This is a genomic window from Microbispora amethystogenes, assembly GCF_016863015.1.
Lineage (GTDB): Bacteria > Actinomycetota > Actinomycetes > Streptosporangiales > Streptosporangiaceae > Microbispora > Microbispora amethystogenes.
Genome location: NZ_BOOB01000026.1, coordinates 101,791 through 120,893, shown reverse-complemented (window position 1 = coordinate 120,893; position 19,103 = coordinate 101,791). Strand labels below are relative to the sequence as shown.

At 71.9% G+C, this 19,103-nt stretch carries 20 protein-coding genes; 6 read left to right on the top strand and 14 right to left on the bottom strand.

Translation table 11 applies throughout. From position 1 onward, the window contains the following. The first annotated feature begins 81 nt into the window (after positions 1 to 81). On the top strand, positions 82 to 882 hold the full coding sequence (locus Mam01_RS18545; protein ID WP_204286543.1) for a hypothetical protein: 801 nt from the start codon (positions 82 to 84) through the stop codon (positions 880 to 882). Here Mam01_RS18545 and Mam01_RS18540 read toward each other — a convergent pair. The 10 genes from Mam01_RS18540 to Mam01_RS18495 form a co-directional block, all read right to left on the bottom strand. Further along, entirely contained in the window at positions 848 to 1,891 is a 1,044-nt protein-coding gene (locus tag Mam01_RS18540; protein ID WP_239101417.1) for a glycosyltransferase family 2 protein, read from the bottom strand. The genes Mam01_RS18545 and Mam01_RS18540 overlap by 35 nt on opposite strands. After that, positions 1,888 to 3,153, bottom strand: a complete 1,266-nt coding sequence (locus Mam01_RS18535; RefSeq protein ID WP_204286542.1) for a glycosyltransferase family 4 protein — start codon at positions 3,151 to 3,153, stop codon at positions 1,888 to 1,890. The genes Mam01_RS18540 and Mam01_RS18535 overlap by 4 nt, the downstream gene beginning before the upstream one ends. Further along, positions 3,150 to 4,439 carry a lipopolysaccharide biosynthesis protein gene (locus Mam01_RS18530; protein WP_204286541.1) on the bottom strand — a complete coding sequence of 430 codons (1,290 nt, stop codon included), beginning with the start codon at positions 4,437 to 4,439 and terminating at the stop codon, positions 3,150 to 3,152. The genes Mam01_RS18535 and Mam01_RS18530 overlap by 4 nt, the downstream gene beginning before the upstream one ends. Further along, positions 4,427 to 5,194, bottom strand: coding sequence for an NTP transferase domain-containing protein (locus Mam01_RS18525; protein WP_239101416.1), 768 nt, complete (start codon positions 5,192 to 5,194; stop codon positions 4,427 to 4,429). Before Mam01_RS18525 ends, Mam01_RS18530 begins: the two co-directional genes overlap by 13 nt. Next, positions 5,184 to 5,876: an HAD family hydrolase gene (locus Mam01_RS18520; RefSeq protein WP_239101415.1), complete on the bottom strand. Its 693-nt coding sequence runs from the start codon at positions 5,874 to 5,876 to the stop codon at positions 5,184 to 5,186. Before Mam01_RS18520 ends, Mam01_RS18525 begins: the two co-directional genes overlap by 11 nt. Then, positions 5,873 to 7,087 carry a 2-phospho-L-lactate transferase CofD family protein gene (locus Mam01_RS18515; protein WP_204286540.1) on the bottom strand — a complete coding sequence of 405 codons (1,215 nt, stop codon included), beginning with the start codon at positions 7,085 to 7,087 and terminating at the stop codon, positions 5,873 to 5,875. Before Mam01_RS18515 ends, Mam01_RS18520 begins: the two co-directional genes overlap by 4 nt. Next, positions 7,084 to 7,854, bottom strand: coding sequence for a glycosyltransferase family 2 protein (locus Mam01_RS18510; protein ID WP_239101414.1), 771 nt, complete (start codon positions 7,852 to 7,854; stop codon positions 7,084 to 7,086). Before Mam01_RS18510 ends, Mam01_RS18515 begins: the two co-directional genes overlap by 4 nt. A 51-nt stretch (positions 7,855 to 7,905) precedes the next feature. Further along, positions 7,906 to 8,616: a hypothetical protein gene (locus tag Mam01_RS18505; protein ID WP_239101413.1), complete on the bottom strand. Its 711-nt coding sequence runs from the start codon at positions 8,614 to 8,616 to the stop codon at positions 7,906 to 7,908. A 373-nt stretch (positions 8,617 to 8,989) separates the two neighbouring features. Then, positions 8,990 to 9,835, bottom strand: coding sequence for a hypothetical protein (locus tag Mam01_RS18500; protein WP_204286539.1), 846 nt, complete (start codon positions 9,833 to 9,835; stop codon positions 8,990 to 8,992). A 152-nt stretch (positions 9,836 to 9,987) separates the two neighbouring features. Next, positions 9,988 to 10,371: a hypothetical protein gene (locus Mam01_RS18495; protein ID WP_204286538.1), complete on the bottom strand. Its 384-nt coding sequence runs from the start codon at positions 10,369 to 10,371 to the stop codon at positions 9,988 to 9,990. Between the two features lie 556 nt (positions 10,372 to 10,927). Between Mam01_RS18495 and Mam01_RS18490 the strand changes: the two genes are divergently transcribed. Together Mam01_RS18490 and Mam01_RS18485 are read left to right on the top strand one after the other, a co-directional pair. After that, positions 10,928 to 11,308 carry an STAS domain-containing protein gene (locus Mam01_RS18490; protein WP_204286537.1) on the top strand — a complete coding sequence of 127 codons (381 nt, stop codon included), beginning with the start codon at positions 10,928 to 10,930 and terminating at the stop codon, positions 11,306 to 11,308. 178 nt (positions 11,309 to 11,486) lie between these two features. Next, positions 11,487 to 12,935: an aminotransferase class I/II-fold pyridoxal phosphate-dependent enzyme gene (locus tag Mam01_RS18485; RefSeq protein ID WP_204286536.1), complete on the top strand. Its 1,449-nt coding sequence runs from the start codon at positions 11,487 to 11,489 to the stop codon at positions 12,933 to 12,935. Positions 12,936 to 12,950: 15 nt separating this feature from the next. Here Mam01_RS18485 and Mam01_RS18480 read toward each other — a convergent pair whose 3' ends face one another. Then, positions 12,951 to 14,132 carry a carboxylate-amine ligase gene (locus tag Mam01_RS18480; protein WP_204286535.1) on the bottom strand — a complete coding sequence of 394 codons (1,182 nt, stop codon included), beginning with the start codon at positions 14,130 to 14,132 and terminating at the stop codon, positions 12,951 to 12,953. 257 nt (positions 14,133 to 14,389) lie between these two features. Between Mam01_RS18480 and Mam01_RS18475 the strand changes: the two genes are divergently transcribed. Continuing rightward, positions 14,390 to 14,764, top strand: a complete 375-nt coding sequence (locus tag Mam01_RS18475; RefSeq protein ID WP_239101412.1) for an STAS domain-containing protein — start codon at positions 14,390 to 14,392, stop codon at positions 14,762 to 14,764. Positions 14,765 to 14,875: 111 nt separating this feature from the next. After that, positions 14,876 to 15,334 carry an ATP-binding protein gene (locus Mam01_RS18470; RefSeq protein WP_204286533.1) on the top strand — a complete coding sequence of 153 codons (459 nt, stop codon included), beginning with the start codon at positions 14,876 to 14,878 and terminating at the stop codon, positions 15,332 to 15,334. A 133-nt stretch (positions 15,335 to 15,467) separates the two neighbouring features. On the opposite strand, the gene Mam01_RS18465 is transcribed toward Mam01_RS18470, so the two are convergent. The 3 genes from Mam01_RS18465 to Mam01_RS18455 all read right to left on the bottom strand — a co-directional run bounded on the left by Mam01_RS18465 (position 15,468) and on the right by Mam01_RS18455 (position 17,390). After that, positions 15,468 to 15,656, bottom strand: coding sequence for a hypothetical protein (locus Mam01_RS18465; protein ID WP_150933431.1), 189 nt, complete (start codon positions 15,654 to 15,656; stop codon positions 15,468 to 15,470). Between the two features lie 415 nt (positions 15,657 to 16,071). Then, positions 16,072 to 16,320 carry a hypothetical protein gene (locus tag Mam01_RS18460; protein ID WP_150933432.1) on the bottom strand — a complete coding sequence of 83 codons (249 nt, stop codon included), beginning with the start codon at positions 16,318 to 16,320 and terminating at the stop codon, positions 16,072 to 16,074. Positions 16,321 to 16,343: 23 nt separating this feature from the next. Continuing rightward, positions 16,344 to 17,390, bottom strand: a complete 1,047-nt coding sequence (locus tag Mam01_RS18455; protein WP_204286532.1) for an NAD-dependent epimerase/dehydratase family protein — start codon at positions 17,388 to 17,390, stop codon at positions 16,344 to 16,346. 218 nt (positions 17,391 to 17,608) lie between these two features. Between Mam01_RS18455 and mads6 the strand changes: the two genes are divergently transcribed. Beyond that, entirely contained in the window at positions 17,609 to 19,015 is a 1,407-nt protein-coding gene (gene mads6, locus Mam01_RS18450; protein ID WP_204286531.1) for a methylation-associated defense system protein kinase MAD6, read from the top strand. Positions 19,016 to 19,103: the final 88 nt, after the last annotated feature.

Below are 19,103 nucleotides of genomic sequence, written 5' to 3'. Positions count from 1 at the left end.
GATCTTCGGCAGACACCTATGGGAGCGCTCCCAAGTGACGTACCTTACTTCTGCCGTTGTCACCGGGAAAGGGAGCGTGTTGTGAGACGTCTGTTATCCGCCGCCGGTCTGGCCCTGCTGCTGCCGCTGACGGCGACCTCGGTCGCCTCCGCCTCAGGTGGACACGACGGGGGTGGACCGGGTGGGCACGGACCGGGGACCTGCGCGAAGAAGGCCGCGCTGTTCTGCGAGGACTTCCAGTCGCTGCCCGTCGGCGGCGCGGCCAGCCTCAAGTGGGGCGTCGACACCAAGCACGGCACGCTGACCGTCGAACCCGCCGGCGGCGGCCAGAAGGTGCTGCACGTCCACACCGAGGGCAACGGCCGGGCCTTCCTCAGGGTGGACGACTTCGCCCCGCCCGGCAACGGCTTCTACGGCCGGGTCCGGCTGCGGGTGAAGGCGTTCCCCACCGCGCCCGACTGGGCGCACTACACGCTGATCGAGACCACCGGCGCCGGGCCGGAGATCGTCCGGCCGCTCGGCGGGCAGTACGTCCCCACGCTGCGCAAGCAGCTGTGGGGCGTCGGCGCGGACGGCGGGCCCACCGGCGACTGGACCAACTGGCGCGAGTCCGCGCCCTCCCGGGCGGGGGTCTGGCAGTGCGTCGAGTGGCGGATGGACCCCTCCGACAACAAGATCTCGGTCTGGTTCGACGGCGTCCCCCAGCCCGACCTGACCGTCTCCACCCGCTCGCACGGCGGCAACGACGTCGACTTCGTCTTCCCCAGGTTCGACACGGTGAAGCTCGGCTGGCAGCTCTACCAGCCGAACCCCACCCCCTCGGCGTACGACCTCTGGATGGACGACATCACGCTGAGCACCGGCCGCGTCGGCTGCGCCTGATCTGCCACGCTGCCTCGGTCCGGCTCCCGCGCGGCCAGCACAGCAGGCGCAGGGAGCCGGCCGCGAGGCCGGTCACCAGCACGACGTGTACGGCGAGGTGGACGGCCATGAAGTAGGCCGTGAACGCCACCCCGCGCTGCCGGCGGACGAACCCGACCAGCACGGGATCGGCGATCGCGAACCCGGCGACGAACGCCACGGGCAGCGCGGACGCGAGCGGGTGGAACAGCCCGAACGGCACGCTCAGCAGCACCAGCGCGAGGCACGCGAGCGCGAGCGCGCAGGAGAGGATGCCGGCCGGGCTGTTGGCGTGCTCGGGCTTGGCCGCGCCGCGCCGGGCGGTGGCCAGGGCGAGCGGGATCAGCGGCAGGGCCCGCCGCCACTGCTCGGTGAGGATCGGCAGCAGGCGGCTGCCGTCGTCGTGCCGGCCCACGACCGTGTCGGTCAGCACGATGCGGCTGCGTACGGCGAGCCTGCTGCTGTATTCGACGTCCTCGCAGTCGCGCAGCCGCTCGTCGAACCGGCCGGCGGCGAGCAGCACGTCGCGGCGGATCGCGGCGAGGGCGAAGACGACGCTGTTGACCTCTCCGAGGTGGCGGCGCCGCCAGTGGACCGCGTGCAGGATGCGGTACCACTCGGCCGGGCCGTCGTCGATCAGCGGCTCGACGTCGTAGACGCCGTGCACACAGCCGACCTCCGGGTCGCGCTCCAGGATCTCCATCGCGCCCGCGACGGCGTCGGGCCGCAGCGCCACGTCCGCGTCGAGGAAGAAGATCACATCGCCGGTTGTGGCGTCGATCCCGGCGTTCCGGGCGGCCGAGACGCCCCGGTTCTCCGGCAGGCGCACGACCCGGCAGCCGAGCTCCTCGGCGATCTCCGCCGAGCCGTCGGTGGAGGCGTCGTCCACCACGACGACCTCGCCGGGCCGCCGCGTCTGCGCGAGCACCGACTCCAGGCACAGCCGCAGGGTCTTGGCGCCGTTGTAGCAGGGCACCACCAGGGAGATCACCGGCCGCCGTCCTTCCCCGCCGATTCGGCGTACACCGCGAGCGTCTCGTCGGCGGCGCGGCGCCAGCTCAGCGTCTCGCGCACCAGCCGCTCCCCCCGCTCGGCGAGCGTCCGGCGCAGGTCCGCGTCGCCCATGACCTCGGCGACCCCCTCGGCGATGTCACCGGGGTCGTCGGCCCGTACGAACCGCACGGCGGGCTCGGCGGGGTCGCCGAGGAAGATCCGGGAGAAGCCGTCGCCCAGGATCACCGGGCGGGCGAGGGCCATCGCCTCGGTCGCCACCAGCCCGAACGGCTCGAACAGCGAGGGGAAGACGCAGGCGTCGGCCATCGCGTAGTGCTCCAGCAGGGCCTCGCCGTCCACGAAACCGCCGCTGGTCAGCACCCGGTCGCCGAGCCCCAACCCGGCGGCGATGCGCCGCACGCCGTCCTCGTCGCCCTCCCCCACGATCACCAGGCGCAGGCCGGGCACGGCCGCGGCGATCGCGGGCATCGCCTCCAGCAGTTCGTAGACGCCCTTCTGCCGTTCGATCCGGCCGACGAACAGCAGCACCGGGTCCTGCGCGCCGATGCCGAGCCGGGCGCGGAGATCCGCCGCCCCCAGCCGCAGCCTCTCCCGGTCGAAGCCGGGGGCGGCGACCACCCGTTCGTACGTGCCGCCCAGCCGGACGACGTCGATCGGCGTCCGGTCCCATCCCGCCGCGAGCAGTTGCTCGCGGACCTCGGGGGTGGCCACCACGACCCGGCGGGAGATCCGCGCCAGCCACCGCTCCAGCGCGGCGAACAGGCCGAGCGGGTCGGTGATGCTGCGCTGCCGCGCCACGCCGTACTCGGTCGTGTGGACGTGGAACACCACCGGGAGCCGCAGCACATAGTGGCTCAGCAGGCCGCACAGGAAGTTCGTCGAGTCGTGGACGGCGACGACGTCCGGCCGCCGGGCGGGCGGCAGCCGCCGCAGCAGCAGGAAGTAACGCCAGTTGCTCACCACGACGCTCAGGGCGAGCAGGAGGAACTCCGCGCCGCGGGTGCGGTTGAGCCGCCGCCCACGGGCGACCGCGCCGAGCACCCACGCGAGCACCCGCCCGCGCGGGCGGTACACCGTGACGCCGTCCGCCCGGTCCCACACCGGCAGCCCGCCGTCGTTCAGGGTGAGGACGGCGAGGTCGTGGCCGCCCGACAGGTGCGGCGCGATCATCTCGGCGTACCGGCCGAGCCCCGCCGTGATGTTGGGCGGAAACTGGTTGATGACGAAGGCGATCCTCATCGCCGTGCCTCCCGTGCGCCGGTCACGGCCGCCGGTGTGCCGCCGGGCCGGTACAACCGGGCGCAGGCGGCCACCACGACGGCCACGAGGATGAGATTGGTCAGGGCGAAGGCCACCAGCCCGCCGGTCAGGCCCTGCCAGGCGATGAACGCCGCCTGGCAGCCGAGCGCGAGCGGCGTGCCGGCCAGCAGGCAGCCGATGAGCACCCGGGCCCCCCGCACCCCGTCCATCGTCAACGCGACCTGGTAGAGGTTGAAGACCGTGTGCGCGCCGATCCCCAGCGCCGACAGGGCCATCAGGCCGAGCGAGTACGGATACTCCCCGCCCATCAGCAGGAAGAAGACCGTGCTCGCCGCGAACGAGAACACCGCGGTGGCCCCGAAGACGGCCGGGCCGAGCCGGGCGATCCGCCGCATCACCGCGGGCTTGTCCAGGGTCGCCAGCGTGGGCAGCAGCACCAGGCCGACGCCGTCGGTGAAGACCACGCCCAGCAGCCGCTTGGGGAAGCCGTTGTAGACGGAGTAGACGCCCACGTCGGCCCGGGGCGCCCAGTGGTTCAGGAAGATCACGTCGACCCCGAACGCCACGGCGGTGAGCGCGCCGATGGCGGTGACGTACGCGCCGTGCCGGTACATCGAGCGGGCCAGCGCCCGCGACCAGAGCCTCGGCCTGACCTCGAACCCGGCGAAGGAGAGCGCGGCGAACACGAGGTTCGTGCCGATCAGCGCGACGAGGTACGGCTCCGCGTCGCGCACGTCCAGGACGAGCAGGCAGAACACGGCGGTGCCCAGGTAGGCGACCGCCACGGCGAGCTTGAGCCACGCGACGAGGCGGAACCGCTTCAACCCCCGCAGGAAGCTCTCGGTGAGCTGGTTGAGCGTCATCGACAACGCCAGCGCGAGCGCGAAGGCCAGCGTGCGGGCGTCCACGCCGAGCGCGGCGGTCAGCGGCGCGGCGGCCAGCAGCCCGGCGGCGAACACGGCCGCGCCCAGCACGAGCGTCGACAGCAGCGCCGTGGTCACCAGGGCCGGCCGCTCGCCGGGCTCGGCCCGCGGCAGCTCCTGGAACATGACGAGGTTGACGCTCATCAGCATGCCGACCGTGACGATCAGCGCGATCGACAGGACGACGGTGAAGTGGCCGAACGCCGCGGCGCCGGCGCCCCGGGCGATGACGAGCGTGGTCGCGGCGGCCGTGCCGCTGGCCACGGTGCTGACCAGCGTGGGCCCGGCGGCCCAGCGGTGGGCGGCCAGCAGCGCGGCCGCCCGCTCCGTCAGCGCGCCCACCGCAGGTAGGCCCTCCGGGCGAACTCGAGGTCGTCGGCCGTGTTGACACCACGCGCCTCGCCGGGATCGGCGACCGGCACCACGGTCAGCGGCCAGCCCCGCTCCCGCGACAGGTGCGGCAGGAACGGCAGGAAGTTGACCTCCCCGGTGCGCGCCCCCAGCGTCGCCCCCACTGCCGCCTGTCCCAGGTGGCGCGTCCACTCCTCGTGCAGCCCGGCGACGTCGAGGCAGAACACGCCCACGTCACCGAGCCCGCCGGGACGGCACTCGTCGCCCTCCCTGGACTGCCGCACCCGCGTCAGCACGCCCTGATCGTCCAGCTCGTACTCCACGTACGGGTCCGGCATCGGCACGAGCGGCAGCGTGAGGCCCTTCTCGTGGGTCTCGGCGACCCGGCGGACCGTCGACGGCGACAGGTTCGCCTGGTCGCCCCAGACCACGAGGACCACGTCGTGGCCGCTCCAGTGCGGGGCCGCGCCGAAGATCGCCCCGCCCATGCCGGTGGGCTCCTCCTGCACGCTCACCGAGACCGCGCCGGCGGCGATCTCCGCCGCCGCGAGCGCGCGGAACGGCCCCTCCCCCTCGGGGGACATCACGACGTGGACGTGCTCCACGTGCGGCCGGAGCCGCTGGTGGAGCACGTGCCACACGGTGACGCCTTCGGCGACCTCCACCATGATCTTCGGGATGCCGAGCCCCAGGCGGGTGCCCCGCCCGGCGGCCGGGATCACCGCGCAGATCCGCTCAGCCCGCACCGCTCACCTCCAGGTCCGTGTCGCTGTCCCTCTCCGCGTCCCGCTCCAGCCGGGCGGCGATCTCCTCCAGGTCTCGGGCCGCGACCGCCCCGGGGGCCGGCTCGGCGACGTGGACGTGAAGGGTCGCGAGGCCCGCGCCGACCGCCGACGCGACGCCGTGCGCCGAGTCCTCCAGCACCACCACCGCGCCGGGGTCGAGCCCCCAGTGCTCGCAGGCGTACGCGTAGCAGGCCGGGTCGGGCTTGCTCGCCGGGAGGTCGTCGCCAGTGAGCACGTCGATGAAGTACGCGTCGAGGGACCGCGCCGCGAGCGTCCGCTCGACCGAGGCCCGGCTGCCGCCGGTGACCACGTACGTCGCCCGGCCGGCGGCGGTCAGGCGGGCGAGCAGCCGCCGCGCGCCGGGGAACACGGCCACCGTGTCGAGGTTCTCGCGGTAGAGCCGCTGCTTGAGCCGGGCCAGCCGGGCCGCCTCCTCGGTGTCGCCCAGCAGGCGCAGCGCCACCTCACGGGTGCTCGCGCCGGTGTGGTCGGCGTACCGGAAGGAGCCGAGCAGGCCGGGCGCGACCTCGGCGATGGCCTGCCGGAAGGCCGCCTCGTGGGCCGGGCAGGAGTCGACGAGAGTGCCGTCGAGGTCGAAGAGCCACACGCGGCGGGCACAGGCGTCCGCCAGGAGATCGGTCACCGGGCCCTCGCCAGCGCCGCCTCGTCCCTGATGGCGAGCAGCGCGCCGGCCGTACGCCTCGCGTGGTGCGCGCCGGGGCGGCCGGGGTCCTCCAGGTCGGCGGTGAGCCAGCGGGCCCCCGCCCACTCGCCCCGCCCGAGCACCCCGCGGGGCACCGCCGGAACGTCCGGACCGTGGTGGCTGAGGACGTGGGTCACCAGGCGCCGCCGGTTGCCGGGGTCGCCGAGGTACGTCAGCGTGCGGTCCACGAGGTCGGGCGCGCTCAGCCCCCGGCTGTCGTGGTCGTCGCGGGTGTTGACGACGAAGACCTTCGCCGCGGCCCGGCTCCGCGCCACGGCGTCCGCCACGCCGGGGGTGAGATAGCTGGGCAGCAGCGAGGAGTGCGGCGTTCCCGGGCCGTACACGATGAGGTCGGCGGTCATGATCGCCTCCAGCGCCCGCGGGTTCGGCGTGACCTCGGCGCGCTCCCGGAGCAGATCGTCCCTCGCCCATTCGGGAGGTGACGCCTCCAGTTGGGCCCGCCGCCGCCCGCCGACCGGCTCGGGCAGCAGGAACAGGTCGGTGATCGCCGCCTGCGGCCGCCGCTGGTCCCGGGGCGCGACGATGTCGGCCTCGTCGGCCAGCAGCGTGCCGTCCCGCCGCAGCGCGACGAGGAACGCGTTCTCCCCGTTGGTCACGTTGAGCAGCCGTACGGGCGAGCCGAACGCCCGGGCGCAGGCGTCGACGGCGGCGTTGAAGTCGCGGCCGAGCCGCAGGTACGCCCCGGCGAACACGAGGTTGCCGAGCGCGCAGTCGGCGAGGTCGAACCCGTGCGGGGCGGCGGCGAGCCGCCGGGCGAAGGCGCGCAGGTGCCCCGCGACGAGCGCGGACGCCTCCTCCGGCAGCGCGGCGAACCGGCCGCGCCGCGCCGCGACGGCGTCGATGACCTCGGTCAGCCCGGCGGGCGTGGTCCCGGCCGGCAGGCGGTGTTCGAGCACCGTCGTCAGCGCGGCCTGCGCCGGATCGGCGGGATCGAGGTGGAGCAGCAGGTTCTTGCGGAAGTCCGACGGCCCGAGCATCCCGGGCAGGTAGCGCCGCAGCGCGCCGGTGGACTGGCCGTTGTCGTAGCCGTTCACCACCAGCGACAGACCGACGCCGGGAGTGCTCAGCATGCCCCTCGCGATGCTGGCCGCTCCGCGTCCGCCGTTGAACATGGTGACCGCGACGCTCATCGGGCCTCCTCGGCGACCGGCGCGGGCGCGACGGCTCCGGTCGCAGGCGGCCGCAGGACCCCCCGGCGCAGCAGCCAGTGGCGGAACCCGAGATAGGCGACGAACAGGGCACGGTCGCGCGCACCGCGCCAGAACCGCCAGCCGCGCCGTCCCCCGCCGCGCTCGCGGTGCTCGATGGGGACCTCCACCCACTCGTGGCCGATCTCGGCGACCCGGGCGGTGATCTCGGTCGAGCAGTTCATGCCGCCCGACTCCAGGGGCAGGGCCCGGAACAGCGGGCCGTACACCACCTTGAAGATCGAGTTGAAGTCGCGGTAACGGGTGCCGTGCAGCAGGTTGCTGACCGCGCCGCTGGCCGCCGACCCCCAGCGGTACGCCGCGCCGTCGGCCTTCCTGATCCGGGCGCCGGAGAACGCCAGGGCCTCCCCGGCCTCGATCCGCGGGATGACCCGGTCGAGGTTGGCGATCGGGAACTGGCCGTCGGAGTCGAGCAGCACGACCCAGTCGAGCCGGGTGTGGGCGATGGCGGTGGCGATCGCCGCGCCCGCGCCCTGGTTGGGCCGATGCGTGACGACGACGAGGCGCGGGCACCGGGCCCGCAGACCGGCGAGGATCTCGCCGGTCGCGTCACCGCTGCCGTCGTCGCAGACGACGATCTCCCAGTCGCCGACGGCGGGGTTGTTCTCCAGATACTCCTGCCACTCGCCGACCGAGGCCGCGATGGTCTCCGCCTCGTTGTACGCGGGCGCGGCCACGGAGATGTCCACAGCACTGGCCTCCTCGGGATATATCGGATTGCGGGGAGACGAGGGAGCGGATCAGCGGTCGTCCGCGCCGAGCAGACGGCCGATCCAGCGGTCCAGGGGAAGCAGGTTGATCCCGACGATGACCGGGACGTGCACGAGCGCGAACACGATCGTCGCGCCGAACGAGATCGGCCCCCCGGTGAACAGGTTGATGTGCGGCGCGTCGATGACCTCGGGAATCTCGACGGGATTGGCGACGAACCACATGATGTCGAGGAAGCCGGAGAACACGATGAGGACACCGGTCGCCATGATCTTCAGGCAGCGGCCCGGCGTGCCCCCGCCGATCCGGTACGCGGCGGCGACCGTGAGCACGATGCCCGGATAGAGCAGCAGATACAGATGCGTGTAGAAGCTGTCGCCCTGGGCCCGCGCGCCGTCTCCGTAGTAGAACCAGCTGATCCTCGGGATCAGATAACCCGTGAAGAGAACGAACGGGACGTAGAGCAGCCAGTTCAACCGTGGCGACACCCAGGGGAAGACCGCTATCGCCACACACAGGCAGGCGAACGCGAGGAGCTTGGCCACCATCTGCCAGGGCGACTGGATCTCCCTGGTGTGCGGCGTGGCCAGCCACACGAAACCGGTGCCGGCGGCACCGACGACCAGGGCCATCCACCACACGTGGGGCGCCCAGGGGCGGGAGCCGGCGCGGACGACGTCCGCCGGAAGATTTCCGTCGAGACGCGGCCGGGACGGAGGACTTTCGCCGAATGCCGTCATGGAGACGCGGCACCTTCCTTCCACCATGCCCCTGGGGCAGGCGTGCCGTATGGGCGCTGCGAAGAATGCAGCCGCGAGCGCGGGAGCGCTCCCACGCATTATGTCATTCTCATCCGGAAATGCGTCCACAATGGTGCGTATTGGGCGGCAGATCTAGATATTTTCAGCATCTCCGCAGGTCAGACGGGGCCATGATGAAGAAGTGGTACCGGCGAGTAGTTGAATGTTGCGCCACCGGCCGCCATTCCCTAGCATTACGGACAATGTCAACCGTGTTTGCGGACGCATGTCAATTTTGGACCGGTCCTAATCCCCTGGGACGGCCATCCGCCCGGACACAATTCCGCGGCGCGCCGCGTGGCGCCGGTGGCCCTCACAGCGGGCGAACGGCGACCGATTCGGCGGAGAGTGTGACCTCAACGGTGATGTACGGATTGTCCAGCTGGGGGAGCCGAAGCCCACGCGTGAACTCCTCCGCGTCGCCCGGCATCACCTTCGGCTGCAGTATGACTTTGACCTGGCCGGTCTCGTCATCTGGGTGCGCCGTCATCGTGGCCACCTCAGGACGGGATCGGAGCCAGGAGACGACCGCGTCCTGGGCCCGCCGGAGCTCCGCGGCCGAGAATCCCTTGCCGCCGATCAGGGTGACCTCCATGGGGAGGGTCCGAGCCAGCTCGATCGCGCGAGCCGGGATGGGACCCTTGAAGCCGACACGCAGCCCCCGGTGGTCGTCGACGTAGCTGACGCCGGAGATCTCGTCGGGGAACTCCGCATTCAGTTGGTCGATCACCCGGCTGTTGGACGACTGTGAGCCGAAGCGGTCGATGGCCTCCTCGTAGGAGATGCCCTCCGATTTGGCGATGGTCCCGAGGTCGACCAGCTCGGCGTAGGGAATGTCGTCGATCACCACGTCCGGGTCGGTCACCGCGGGGTCGTAACCCTCGAAGTCCGTCGGCTTGGGCGACGAGGTGGCCGCCACCCGGCTCGCGTACCGCTTGACGACCTCCTCCAAGGGCCGACCCGACGACGCCGCCTCTCGCTTGAGCCGCTCCAGGGTGGGCCGGTGCGCTGTGGGCTGATCGGCCCGCGGCAACACGATCGTCTCGGTCCCGGCCACAGTGGATACCTGACCGGCATCAGACTGGCCGCAGGCGCACAACGACGCGAGCAGCGCGATGACGGCCAGACGCGATCTCTTCACATCCAGGGGACGCGTCACCGGCCTGGAGGGTTCATCCAGGTCCCCCATCCGGTATGGCGAAGCCCGTTCATCAGAACGCGTACCGGCCGGTGATGGACGCCCTGGACCTGCTGCGGACGGGGGCCGCACAGCAGAGACATGGCGCCCCGGTCGCGTGTACCCGGCGCGGGTCAGTGGGTGACGGGGACTCGGGGAGCCTGGGGATCGGCGGCGGGCCTCCGGTGGCGCGGCGCGTCATCACTGGAGCCTCGGTCATCCGGCACCCGGCCGCCCGGCGCCGGCTGCTCGGACCCGGCCTGTTCACGTGCCGGCTGCTCGCGTGCCGGCTGTTCGGGGGTGGTGGCCTGACGGGGCGACCGGCCCTCGGCCTTCCTGATCTCCTCTTCGAGGTCGCCCGCCGTGGGCGCCTCCAGCAGACGGGCCACGACCCGCGTCGTCACCCGGGGGACGGCCCAGAAGCTGCCGGTGCGCTCGCCGTACCAGACCATCCAGCCGGGCGTCTTCGCCGCCAGGGTCCGCGCCGCGCCCCTGCCCGCGGTCATCTCGTTCGTCATGCCGATCCTCCCGCTCGCCGTGTCTCCGGGTGCCCCCCGTCTCCGGGAACCGCCCCTCTACCCGGCTACGCGCGAGCCAAGCACGATCGTGCGAGGTGTGACGCCGGGAACACGGCTCCCGGTAGTCATTCGGTAATGGTCACACCAAGGGCAGCTCCTGAACGTAATATCCGTTAAGGGGGGATATAAGGGATAGCCCGCTTATCCAGCTAGCTGGTATGTTGAATGACTCAAGTCCCCGGTAGGAGCGGGCGGCGGCGAGGCATCGGCCCGCCGACCCCAAGCTGCGCCGCGCCACCGGCTCGGACGACCGGCTCACGTCACGGAAACCCTTACGGAACAGGGGTTTTGCATGATCCCCGAAGCACGGGAGACCCCCCGAGGCAACCAGGATAAGTCCCCTGTTCTTTACTTATTTGCCCCTATATGGCACACAAGTGGGGTTGCCAGACGGACTCGCAGGCCATCGACTGCCGGACATTACTGGGACCTGACACTCCTCCGGGTAGCGTCGTTCAAGACAGTACGCCCGAAAAATATGGATGAAGGCGCGTATATGACAACGCAGCAGCTTGAGATCACTGTGAGCGATCACCAGCCGGCCGTCGTGGTCGTGCTGCGGGGTGAACTCGACATCGCCACCGGAGACAGCCTCCGGAGCGTGATCAGGAAGCTCGTCCACCAGGGTCGCGCGAAGATCGTGGTGGACGCGTCCGATCTGCGGTTCTGCGACTCCTGCGGCCTGGAAGCGCTGCTGGACGCCCGGGACGACATCGAGAAGGCCGCCGGTTGCCTGCGGCTCACCGGAGTTCACGGCGTCTTGAGGATCGTCCTTGAGGCGACCCGGCTGCGCGGCACGTTCTCGATCGACGGCACGCCCGTCGAGGCCGTCGCCGCCATGGTGGTGACGGACTCGCACGACGTGTCCATGGTCTGACCAACCGAGCCCTGATCACCGGAGTCTGTTGACTGATCGCCTGGCCCCCGCCCTCACGCCGAGGGCGGGGGCTCTCGTACGCAAGCCCCCTGCCACCGCGCGCCGCCGGCCGTTTGCGCCGGTCGGGCCCGGGTACGCGCGGACGAGGGAACGACCGGACCGTGCAGGGGGAGGCACCATGGACCAGTCCCGTGTGCCCGTGCTGGAGGCGTTGGCCGCCTACCGCAGGCGAGGAGACCTCAGCTTCACTCCTCCGGGTCACAAGCAGGGCCGTGGGGTGGATCCGCGGGTCCTGGAGATCATGGGCGGCGACGTCTTCCGCGACGACGTGATGGTCATGAACGGCCTGGACGACCGGCTGCAGTCCAACGGGGTGCTCGAAGAGGCCCAGCAGCTCATGGCGGAGGCGGTCGGCGCCGAGCAGGCGTTCTTCTCCACCTGCGGAAGCTCCCTGTCGATCAAGAGCGCCATGCTCTCCGTGGCCGGTCCGGGCGAGCGCCTGCTGGTCGCGCGCAACGCCCACAAGTCGGTCATCTCGGCGCTCATCCTGAGCGGCGTCGAGCCGGTGTGGGTCCACGGAGACTGGGACGGCGACCTCCACATGTCGTACCCGCCCACCCCCGAGGCGGTGGAGGAGGCGTTCCGGGCCGCCCCCGACGCCAAGGGCCTGCTCGTCGCCAGCCCGGTCGACTACGGCACCTGCGCCGACCTGGCCGGGATCAACGAGGTGTGCCGCAGGTTCGGCCGCACGTTCATCGTGGACGAGGCCTGGGGCGCCCACCTGCCGTTCCATGACGATCTGCCCGAGTGGGGGGTGAACATCGGGGCGGACCTGTGCGTGACGAGCGTCCACAAGATGGGCAACGGGCTGGAGCAGAGCTCGGTGTTCCACCTGCAGGGCGACCGTGTGGACCCGGCCGTTCTCAAGGCCCGCGAGGACCTGCTCGGCACGACCAGCCCCTCCACCCTGATCTACGCGGCGCTCGACGGCTGGCGCCGGCAGATGGTGGAACACGGCAAGGACCTGCTCGACCGCGCGCTGGAGCTCGCGGCGTCGGCCCGCGCCGAGATCGGCAAGACGCACGGGCTCTGGGTACTCGACAAGGAGAACACCGGCGCGTTCGACGTCGACCCGCTGAAGCTCGTGATCGACGTGTCGGGCCTCGGCGTCGACGGCTACCACGCCTCCGACTGGCTGCGCGAGCACTGCCACGTCAACTTCTCGCTGAGCGACCACCGCAGGGTCAGCGCCGAGATCACCGTCGCCGACGGCGACGAGACGGTCGGCGCGCTGCTCGACGCGCTGCGCGCCCTGTCGTCGGCCCGCGACCTGCGGCCCGCCGCCAGGATCGACGTGCCCGAGCCGGGTGAGCTCGAGCTTGAGGTCGCGATGCTGCCCAGGGACGCGTTCTTCGGCCGGGTCGAGATCGTGCCCACCGGTCAGGCGGCAGGGCGGATCGCGGCCGAACTGGTCACGCCGTACCCGCCGGGAGCGCCCGCCCTGTGCCCCGGCGAGATCATCACCGAGCCGGTGCTGAGCTACCTGACCACCGGGCTCGACGGCGGCATGGACATCCCGGACGCGAGCGACCCCACCCTGAAGACGCTCCGGGTGGTCGCGGAGTGACGACCCTGACCAAAGCTAGGCCCAGCGGGAGCTGACGGTCTCCGCCAGGAGCATCTCGGCGACCTCGCGCGGACGGCCGCCACGCCCGAAGGCGGCCCGCTGGCGCGCGGCCCCCGATCCGTACCGCCGCAGGTGGTCGAGCTGGACGGTGAGCGGCGCCCAGTCGCCGTTCTCCTCCAGCATCGGCCGCACGTGCTCCAGCATGCGGTCCACCAGGTGCCAGCCGGGCACGCGGGCACCGGCGAGCAGGTCGTACGCCTCGCCCTCCACTCCGTCGTGCGCCGCGCGCCAGAAGGCCGCGCGCAGGAGGGTGTCCTCCACATCGGGGGCGGGCACACCGGCCCGTACGTCGCGGAGCGCGGTGGCGACGAGGCCCCGCACGAGCCCGGCCAGCATCGCGGTCTCGGCGGCGGTCGGGCACACGTCCGCCGCGCGGATCTCCAGCGTCGGCACATGGTCGGAGAGGCGGGCCAGCCAGTAGATCATCCCCCGGTCGAGGATGGTGCCCCCGGTGAGCATCCCGGCGACGAGGCTCTCGTAGTGCCGGCGCGAGCGGAAGTACGGCGGCGGCTCCGCGCTCGGCCACCGGCCCATGACCATCGCCCGCCAGCTCGCGTGGCCGGTGTCCCTGCCGTCCGCGATCGGCGAGTTGGCCGTCAGGGCCTGCAGGACGGGAAGCCAGGGCCGCAGGTGGTTGCTGACCCGGAGCGCCTCCTCGCGGTCGGCGAGCCCGACGTGGACGTGGCAGCCGCAGACCCCCTGGCCCTCCATCACGGCCCCGAACTCGCGGAGCATCGCATGGTAGCGGGGGCACGACGAAAGGGGCGGCACGCCGAGGTTGCCGTCCAGGGCCGTGCCGCACGCGGCCAGCCCCAGGCCCGCGTCCGTGGCGGCGCGGGCGGCGGCGCGTCGCGACTCCACCAGGTCGCCGTGCAGAGCACGCAGTTCGGTGTGCACGGCGCTGTTGCTCTCCAGTTGGAACCGCGTCAGTTCGAACACCAGCCGGTCCGCCGCGGGCCCGGCCAGCCGTGCGTGCACCTCCTCGGCCGCCGGGACGACCCGTCCGGTGCCGGGGTCCAGGAGAAGGAACTCCTCCTCGACGCCGAGTGTGAGCGCCGCCGGGTCCACGGGTGCCCGGGTGACGGGGGAAGAGCCGTGAACGGTGTCGAACTGGCCCTCCCTTGTCACGTCTGGCATCAGTGGTCTTTCTCGGTGGTCTTTCTCGGAGGAGGGTCCAGTGAATCAGTCCCCCATTCCCCCCGACGATGCCGCGAAAAACCACAAATGCCGTTTCTTGACGCGTGTGCGTACGGCCCTGCCCGAGCGTGCCGCGCCACTAGACTGACCGCCTGACCGAGGCCGCCCGGCCGTACCCGTATCCGTACCCGATGCTCACGTCCAACGCCCGCAACCGATGCCCACGTTTGAGGCCAGCAGCCCGCCGAGGTGTGCCAGTGACCGCCGCCGTCGTAGTGACCCCCGTGCCCGCGCACGTCCCCGACCACGTCCTGGTCATGGCGCTCCACGGCGCGTTGGACTACACCAACGCCGACCGGCTGCGTGAGGAGCTCACGGCGGCCGTCGGCGAGGGCCACCGCGAGTTGCTCCTCGACCTCAGCCCGCTGGACTTCTGCGACTCCACCGGGATCCGGATCCTGCTGTCCGTACGCAGGCTTCTGCAGGAGCGGGACGGCGGCGTGACGCTGGCGGGCCTGAACTCCCGGCTGGCGCGCATCTTCCGGACGACCGGGCTGATCCACGCGTTCACCGTCGAGCCGGATCTCGCGGAGGCCGTCGGCGCGCTGAACTCCCGGCCGGGGTCCGAGTAGGGCAGGTAGGGGCATCGAAGGGGTCACAAAGAGGTAGCCTCGGTGACGCCGAGGTGAGACCGAGCGGCAGAGCCCGTTGAGGGCGTGGCAGGGCGGCGTCGAGGAGGACAGGTGGTGGACCACCATCGGCAGTGGCCGATAACGGATGACCTCGCGACGTTACGCGACGACATCCAGCGGTTCGCCGGTCAGGCGGGACTCACCGGCGCCCGGCTGGACGATCTCGTCATCGCCGCCAACGAGGCCGCGATCAACGTGCTCGAACACGGCGGCGGAGCGGGCACGCTGGCGATGTCCACCGACGGCGCCGTGCTCGCCGTCGAGGTGGCCGACGAGGTGGGCACCCTGTCCCCCGCGGCCGTGCCCGGACGGCGGCCCACCGGCCGGAGCGTCCGGGGCTTCGGCCTGTGGCTCATGGGCGAGTTGTGCGACTCGGTGACGATCGAGCAGGTGCCCGGCCGGTCGACGATCCGGCTGTCCATGTATCTCGACACCGGGCATCTCGGCACCGGCGGCCCGGCCGCCGGAGCGGGGGTCGCTCCCGTACGAGGGAACGTCCGCCCGATCTGAACCGGCGGCCGGGCCTTCGGCCGGTCCCGCGTTGACCCTGGTTATCCTCTCGATCCCGTAAACCGGGCCGACGCTACGGACCGAGCGCCATAACCTGGGTCCCGCCACCACCTCCTCCAGGGACGCTGGACGGCTACCTGAGGAACGCCCATGACGCGGCGGCGACCGCGATCAGGACGCAGAGGCGGATGGTCCGGGGCGTGCTGTCGACGACGTCCCGGACCGCTCTGGCCACCTCGCCGACCCACGAGCCGATCTCCGGGTCGTGGAACCGGACTTCCTGACGGCTTTCCCCGCTCTCGCGGGGTCTAATAGCACTCATCGGGGCACCCTCCCCCATATGCGCTGTCCGGGAAGCGACCCCCGGACCTTTCCCCGATGGTCACAGGTGACCCAGCGTGCACGCAATGCTCACGCAGGGCAATTGGGGTTCCATACGAAGGGTGACGATCGTGTCACAGTTTGCGAGGTGTATTCGCGCCGATAAGTCCCGGAAAGCGTGCTTCGCTGTCTGATTTGTCCGCGGCTCTTTCCGGAAATTTGGACCAGCTCGCGACACGCCGTCATTTGTCTCCGAGGACGGCGGCAGGCGGCAGTCCGGGGCGGCACACAGCGGCCGCGGAGTTCTCCCCGGAAGCGCACGGAGGCTCCAGAGACGATGTTACCGAATGTGACGGGGTGGTCACGCACACCCCGGCGCCCCTGGCGGGCCGAGTACGGCCGTCAGCCGCCACACCTCACCCGCCGAGGTCGCGGGCGACGTTCTCCAGGCACCGGGTCAGCGTCTCGACCCGCTCCTCGGTGACGGGCCGGTCGCCGGCGGCCTCGGGCAGGTCCGCGCGGCGCGCGATCACCAGCGGCCGGTGCCGCTCGTCGATCTGGTCGAGCGGCAGCACCAGGCACTCGCCCCGGACGAAGACCAGCGCGACGTCCGGGTCGGCCGACTCCAGCAGCCGTCGTACGCAGTCGGGGTCGAGCAGCGCCATCGCGACTCCTCCCGGACACGGGTTCAGGGCCGGATGCCCACGCCCGTCGTCACTTCCTTGATCCGTTCCCGGCCCGAGTCGGGCGCGAGCGGCGGGGTGCCCATGCCCGCGCCGCGCCGCATGCCCTCCAGCACGGCGCGCAGCGCGTCCACCGCGCTGTGGCGCGGCTGCCAGCCCAGCTCCTCGCGAGCGCGGGTGATGTCCATGATCGGGATCTGCAGGGCCATCTCCACCAGGCCGGGCGAGGCCGGGATCAGCCGCAGGTGCCAGCCCGCCGCCACCGCCGTACGCACGAGCGTGGCCGGCACCGGCACCCGCCGCGCGCCGAGGAGGTCCGCGAGAACGGCGGGGTCGACGACCGGGTCGGCGGCGAGGTTGAACGCGCCCCGCACGTCGCGGGTGAGCGCCAGGCGGAACGCCTCGCCGGCGTCCAGCGAGTGCAGCGCCTGGAACCGCAGGCGGGGCATGTCCGGCACGAACGGGATCGTCCCCGGCCGCACCAGCCGCTGCGGCAGGAACGGCCCGGCGAACAGCCGCCGCTGCTCGGTCGCCGCCTCCTCCTTGAAGATGAAGCCGGGGCGCATCCGCACCACCCGGATGTCCGGATGGTCGCGCTCGAAGATGTCGAGGATCCGCTCGACGTACGCCTTCTCGCGGGCGTAGGCGGCGTTCGGCCAGCCGTGGGTCGGCCACGACTCGTCGACGGGCGGGTCCTTCGGCCCCGGCGAGTACGCCCCCACGGACGACGAGTGGACGAGGACCGACACCCCGGCCCGGGCCGCCGCGGCGAAGACGCGCATGCTGCCGATCACATTGGAGTTCCAGGTGGTGACGGGATCGTGGGTGGGCTGGAACAGCCAGGCGAGGTGGACCACGGCATCGGCCCCGGTGAAGATCGGGCCGAGGTCGTCCCGGAAGACGTCGGCCGTGCGCCACTCGGTCTTCGCCGGGCGCCAGTCCGGCATCCGCCGGGCCACTCCGACGATCGAGGTCACGCTCGGCTCGGACTCCAGGGCGGTGAGCACGCTGGTCCCGACGTTCCCGCTCGCGCCAACCACGACAACTCGCATGAGGCTCTCCGTTTCCTGACACCCTTCGCGACAAACCGCCCCAAAGGTCGCGATAGCCCCATCCCCGGCAGGGTCGCGATCATGCGCGCGTCCACCTCGGGGATGTGGGAGCTCCAGATTTCCCCTGGGACAATGCGGGGGAATCAGTGGTGGCGCGGGAATACCGCTACCTAGGAGGATTAAGTTCTCATAGTGGTCAGAGAGGCGGAACAGCGGAGATGGCTCAGATCGTCGGTGGCGGACGCCCCGTCAATGACGCCGAGCGACGGGTCATCGCCCACCTGCGGGACAACGCCCCTGACGACTGGCTGCTGCTGCACAACATCGAGGTGCCGCGCGGCGCCGACCTGTTCGAGGTGGACGTGGTCGTGCTGACCGGCCACTCGCTCGTCGTGATCGACGTGAAGGGCGCCCGGGGCCGGTTCGAGGTGTCGGGCAACCGGTGGTTCCCCCAGCACCGCGAGGCGTTCGGCTCGCCGGTGGCCAAGCTGCGCGGCACCGCGCGGGCGCTGAAGGGCCTGCTGATCGACGAGCACCGCGAGCTCGAACGGTTGTACGTCGACAACGTCGTGGTGCTGACCGCCCCGGGAGCCGTCCTCGTCGACCCCAGCGGGCGCGACGCCCGGCACGTCACGACGATCGCCGGGCTCGTCCCCATGCTCAGCGACGTGGGCCGGGTCAGGCACGGGTGCAGCCGGGACGCCGCGCCGTACCGGACCGCGATCATCGAGGCGCTGAACGGGACCGTGCGCCGGCCCACCGCCCCGCCGCGGTTCGGCAACTGGGAGGTCGAGGAGCAGCTCGGCGGCGACAGCCGCGTCACCGAGTATCGCGCCGTCAACGCGACCGCGCCGACCAGCGGGACCGTGCTGCTGCGCGTCTACCGCGCCGACCCGATGGCCGAGCAGCAGCGGCGGGTCGCCGAACAGCGCCGCATCGCCAACGCCTACCAGGCGCTCGCCAAGATCCCGCCGCATCCCTGCGTCGTACGCTCGCGGGACTTCTTCGCCATCGACGACGAGAGCCGGTTCGTGCTCGTGCTCGACGACGTCCACGGGCAGGCCCTGCACCTGCATCTGACCGGGCGCGGGCTGGACGTCGGCGCCAAGCTCGCCGTGCTGGAGGACATGCTGGACGGCCTCGCCCACGTCCACGCCAACAAGGTCATCCACCGGGCGCTCACCCCCGCCTGCGTGCTCGTGGCGGACGACGGAAACGCCATGCTGACCGGCTTCGACTACGCCAAGCCCGGCCCGCGCAAGCACACCGTCGCCAACGAGCTCCCCAACATCCTCGACGTCCACTACGTCGCCCCCGAATGCCGGGCGCGGCCCGAACGGATGACCCCCGCCTCGGACGTCTACTCGGCGGGGGTCATCGCCTTCCAGCTGCTGACCGGCGAGCTCCCCATGCCCGGCATGGACGCCGAGCCGGCCGCCGCGGGCGTCGCCCCCGAGGTCATGGACCTCGTACGGCGGATGCGCGACCCCACGCCCGCCAAGCGTCCGGACGCGGTGACGGCCCTCGCCGAACTGCGTGACGCCCGGGAGGCGCAGCCCCGGCGGCGAGCGCCGCTCGGCGGCAGGATCCGCGACGCCCTCCGCCGCCTGCACCCCCGGGGCTGACAACCCCCGGGCTCCACGGGAGCGGGGCGGGAGGCCGATCGACGGCGATTACGGGACCTTCGTCCCTAACCCGCCGGCGGGCCGATCA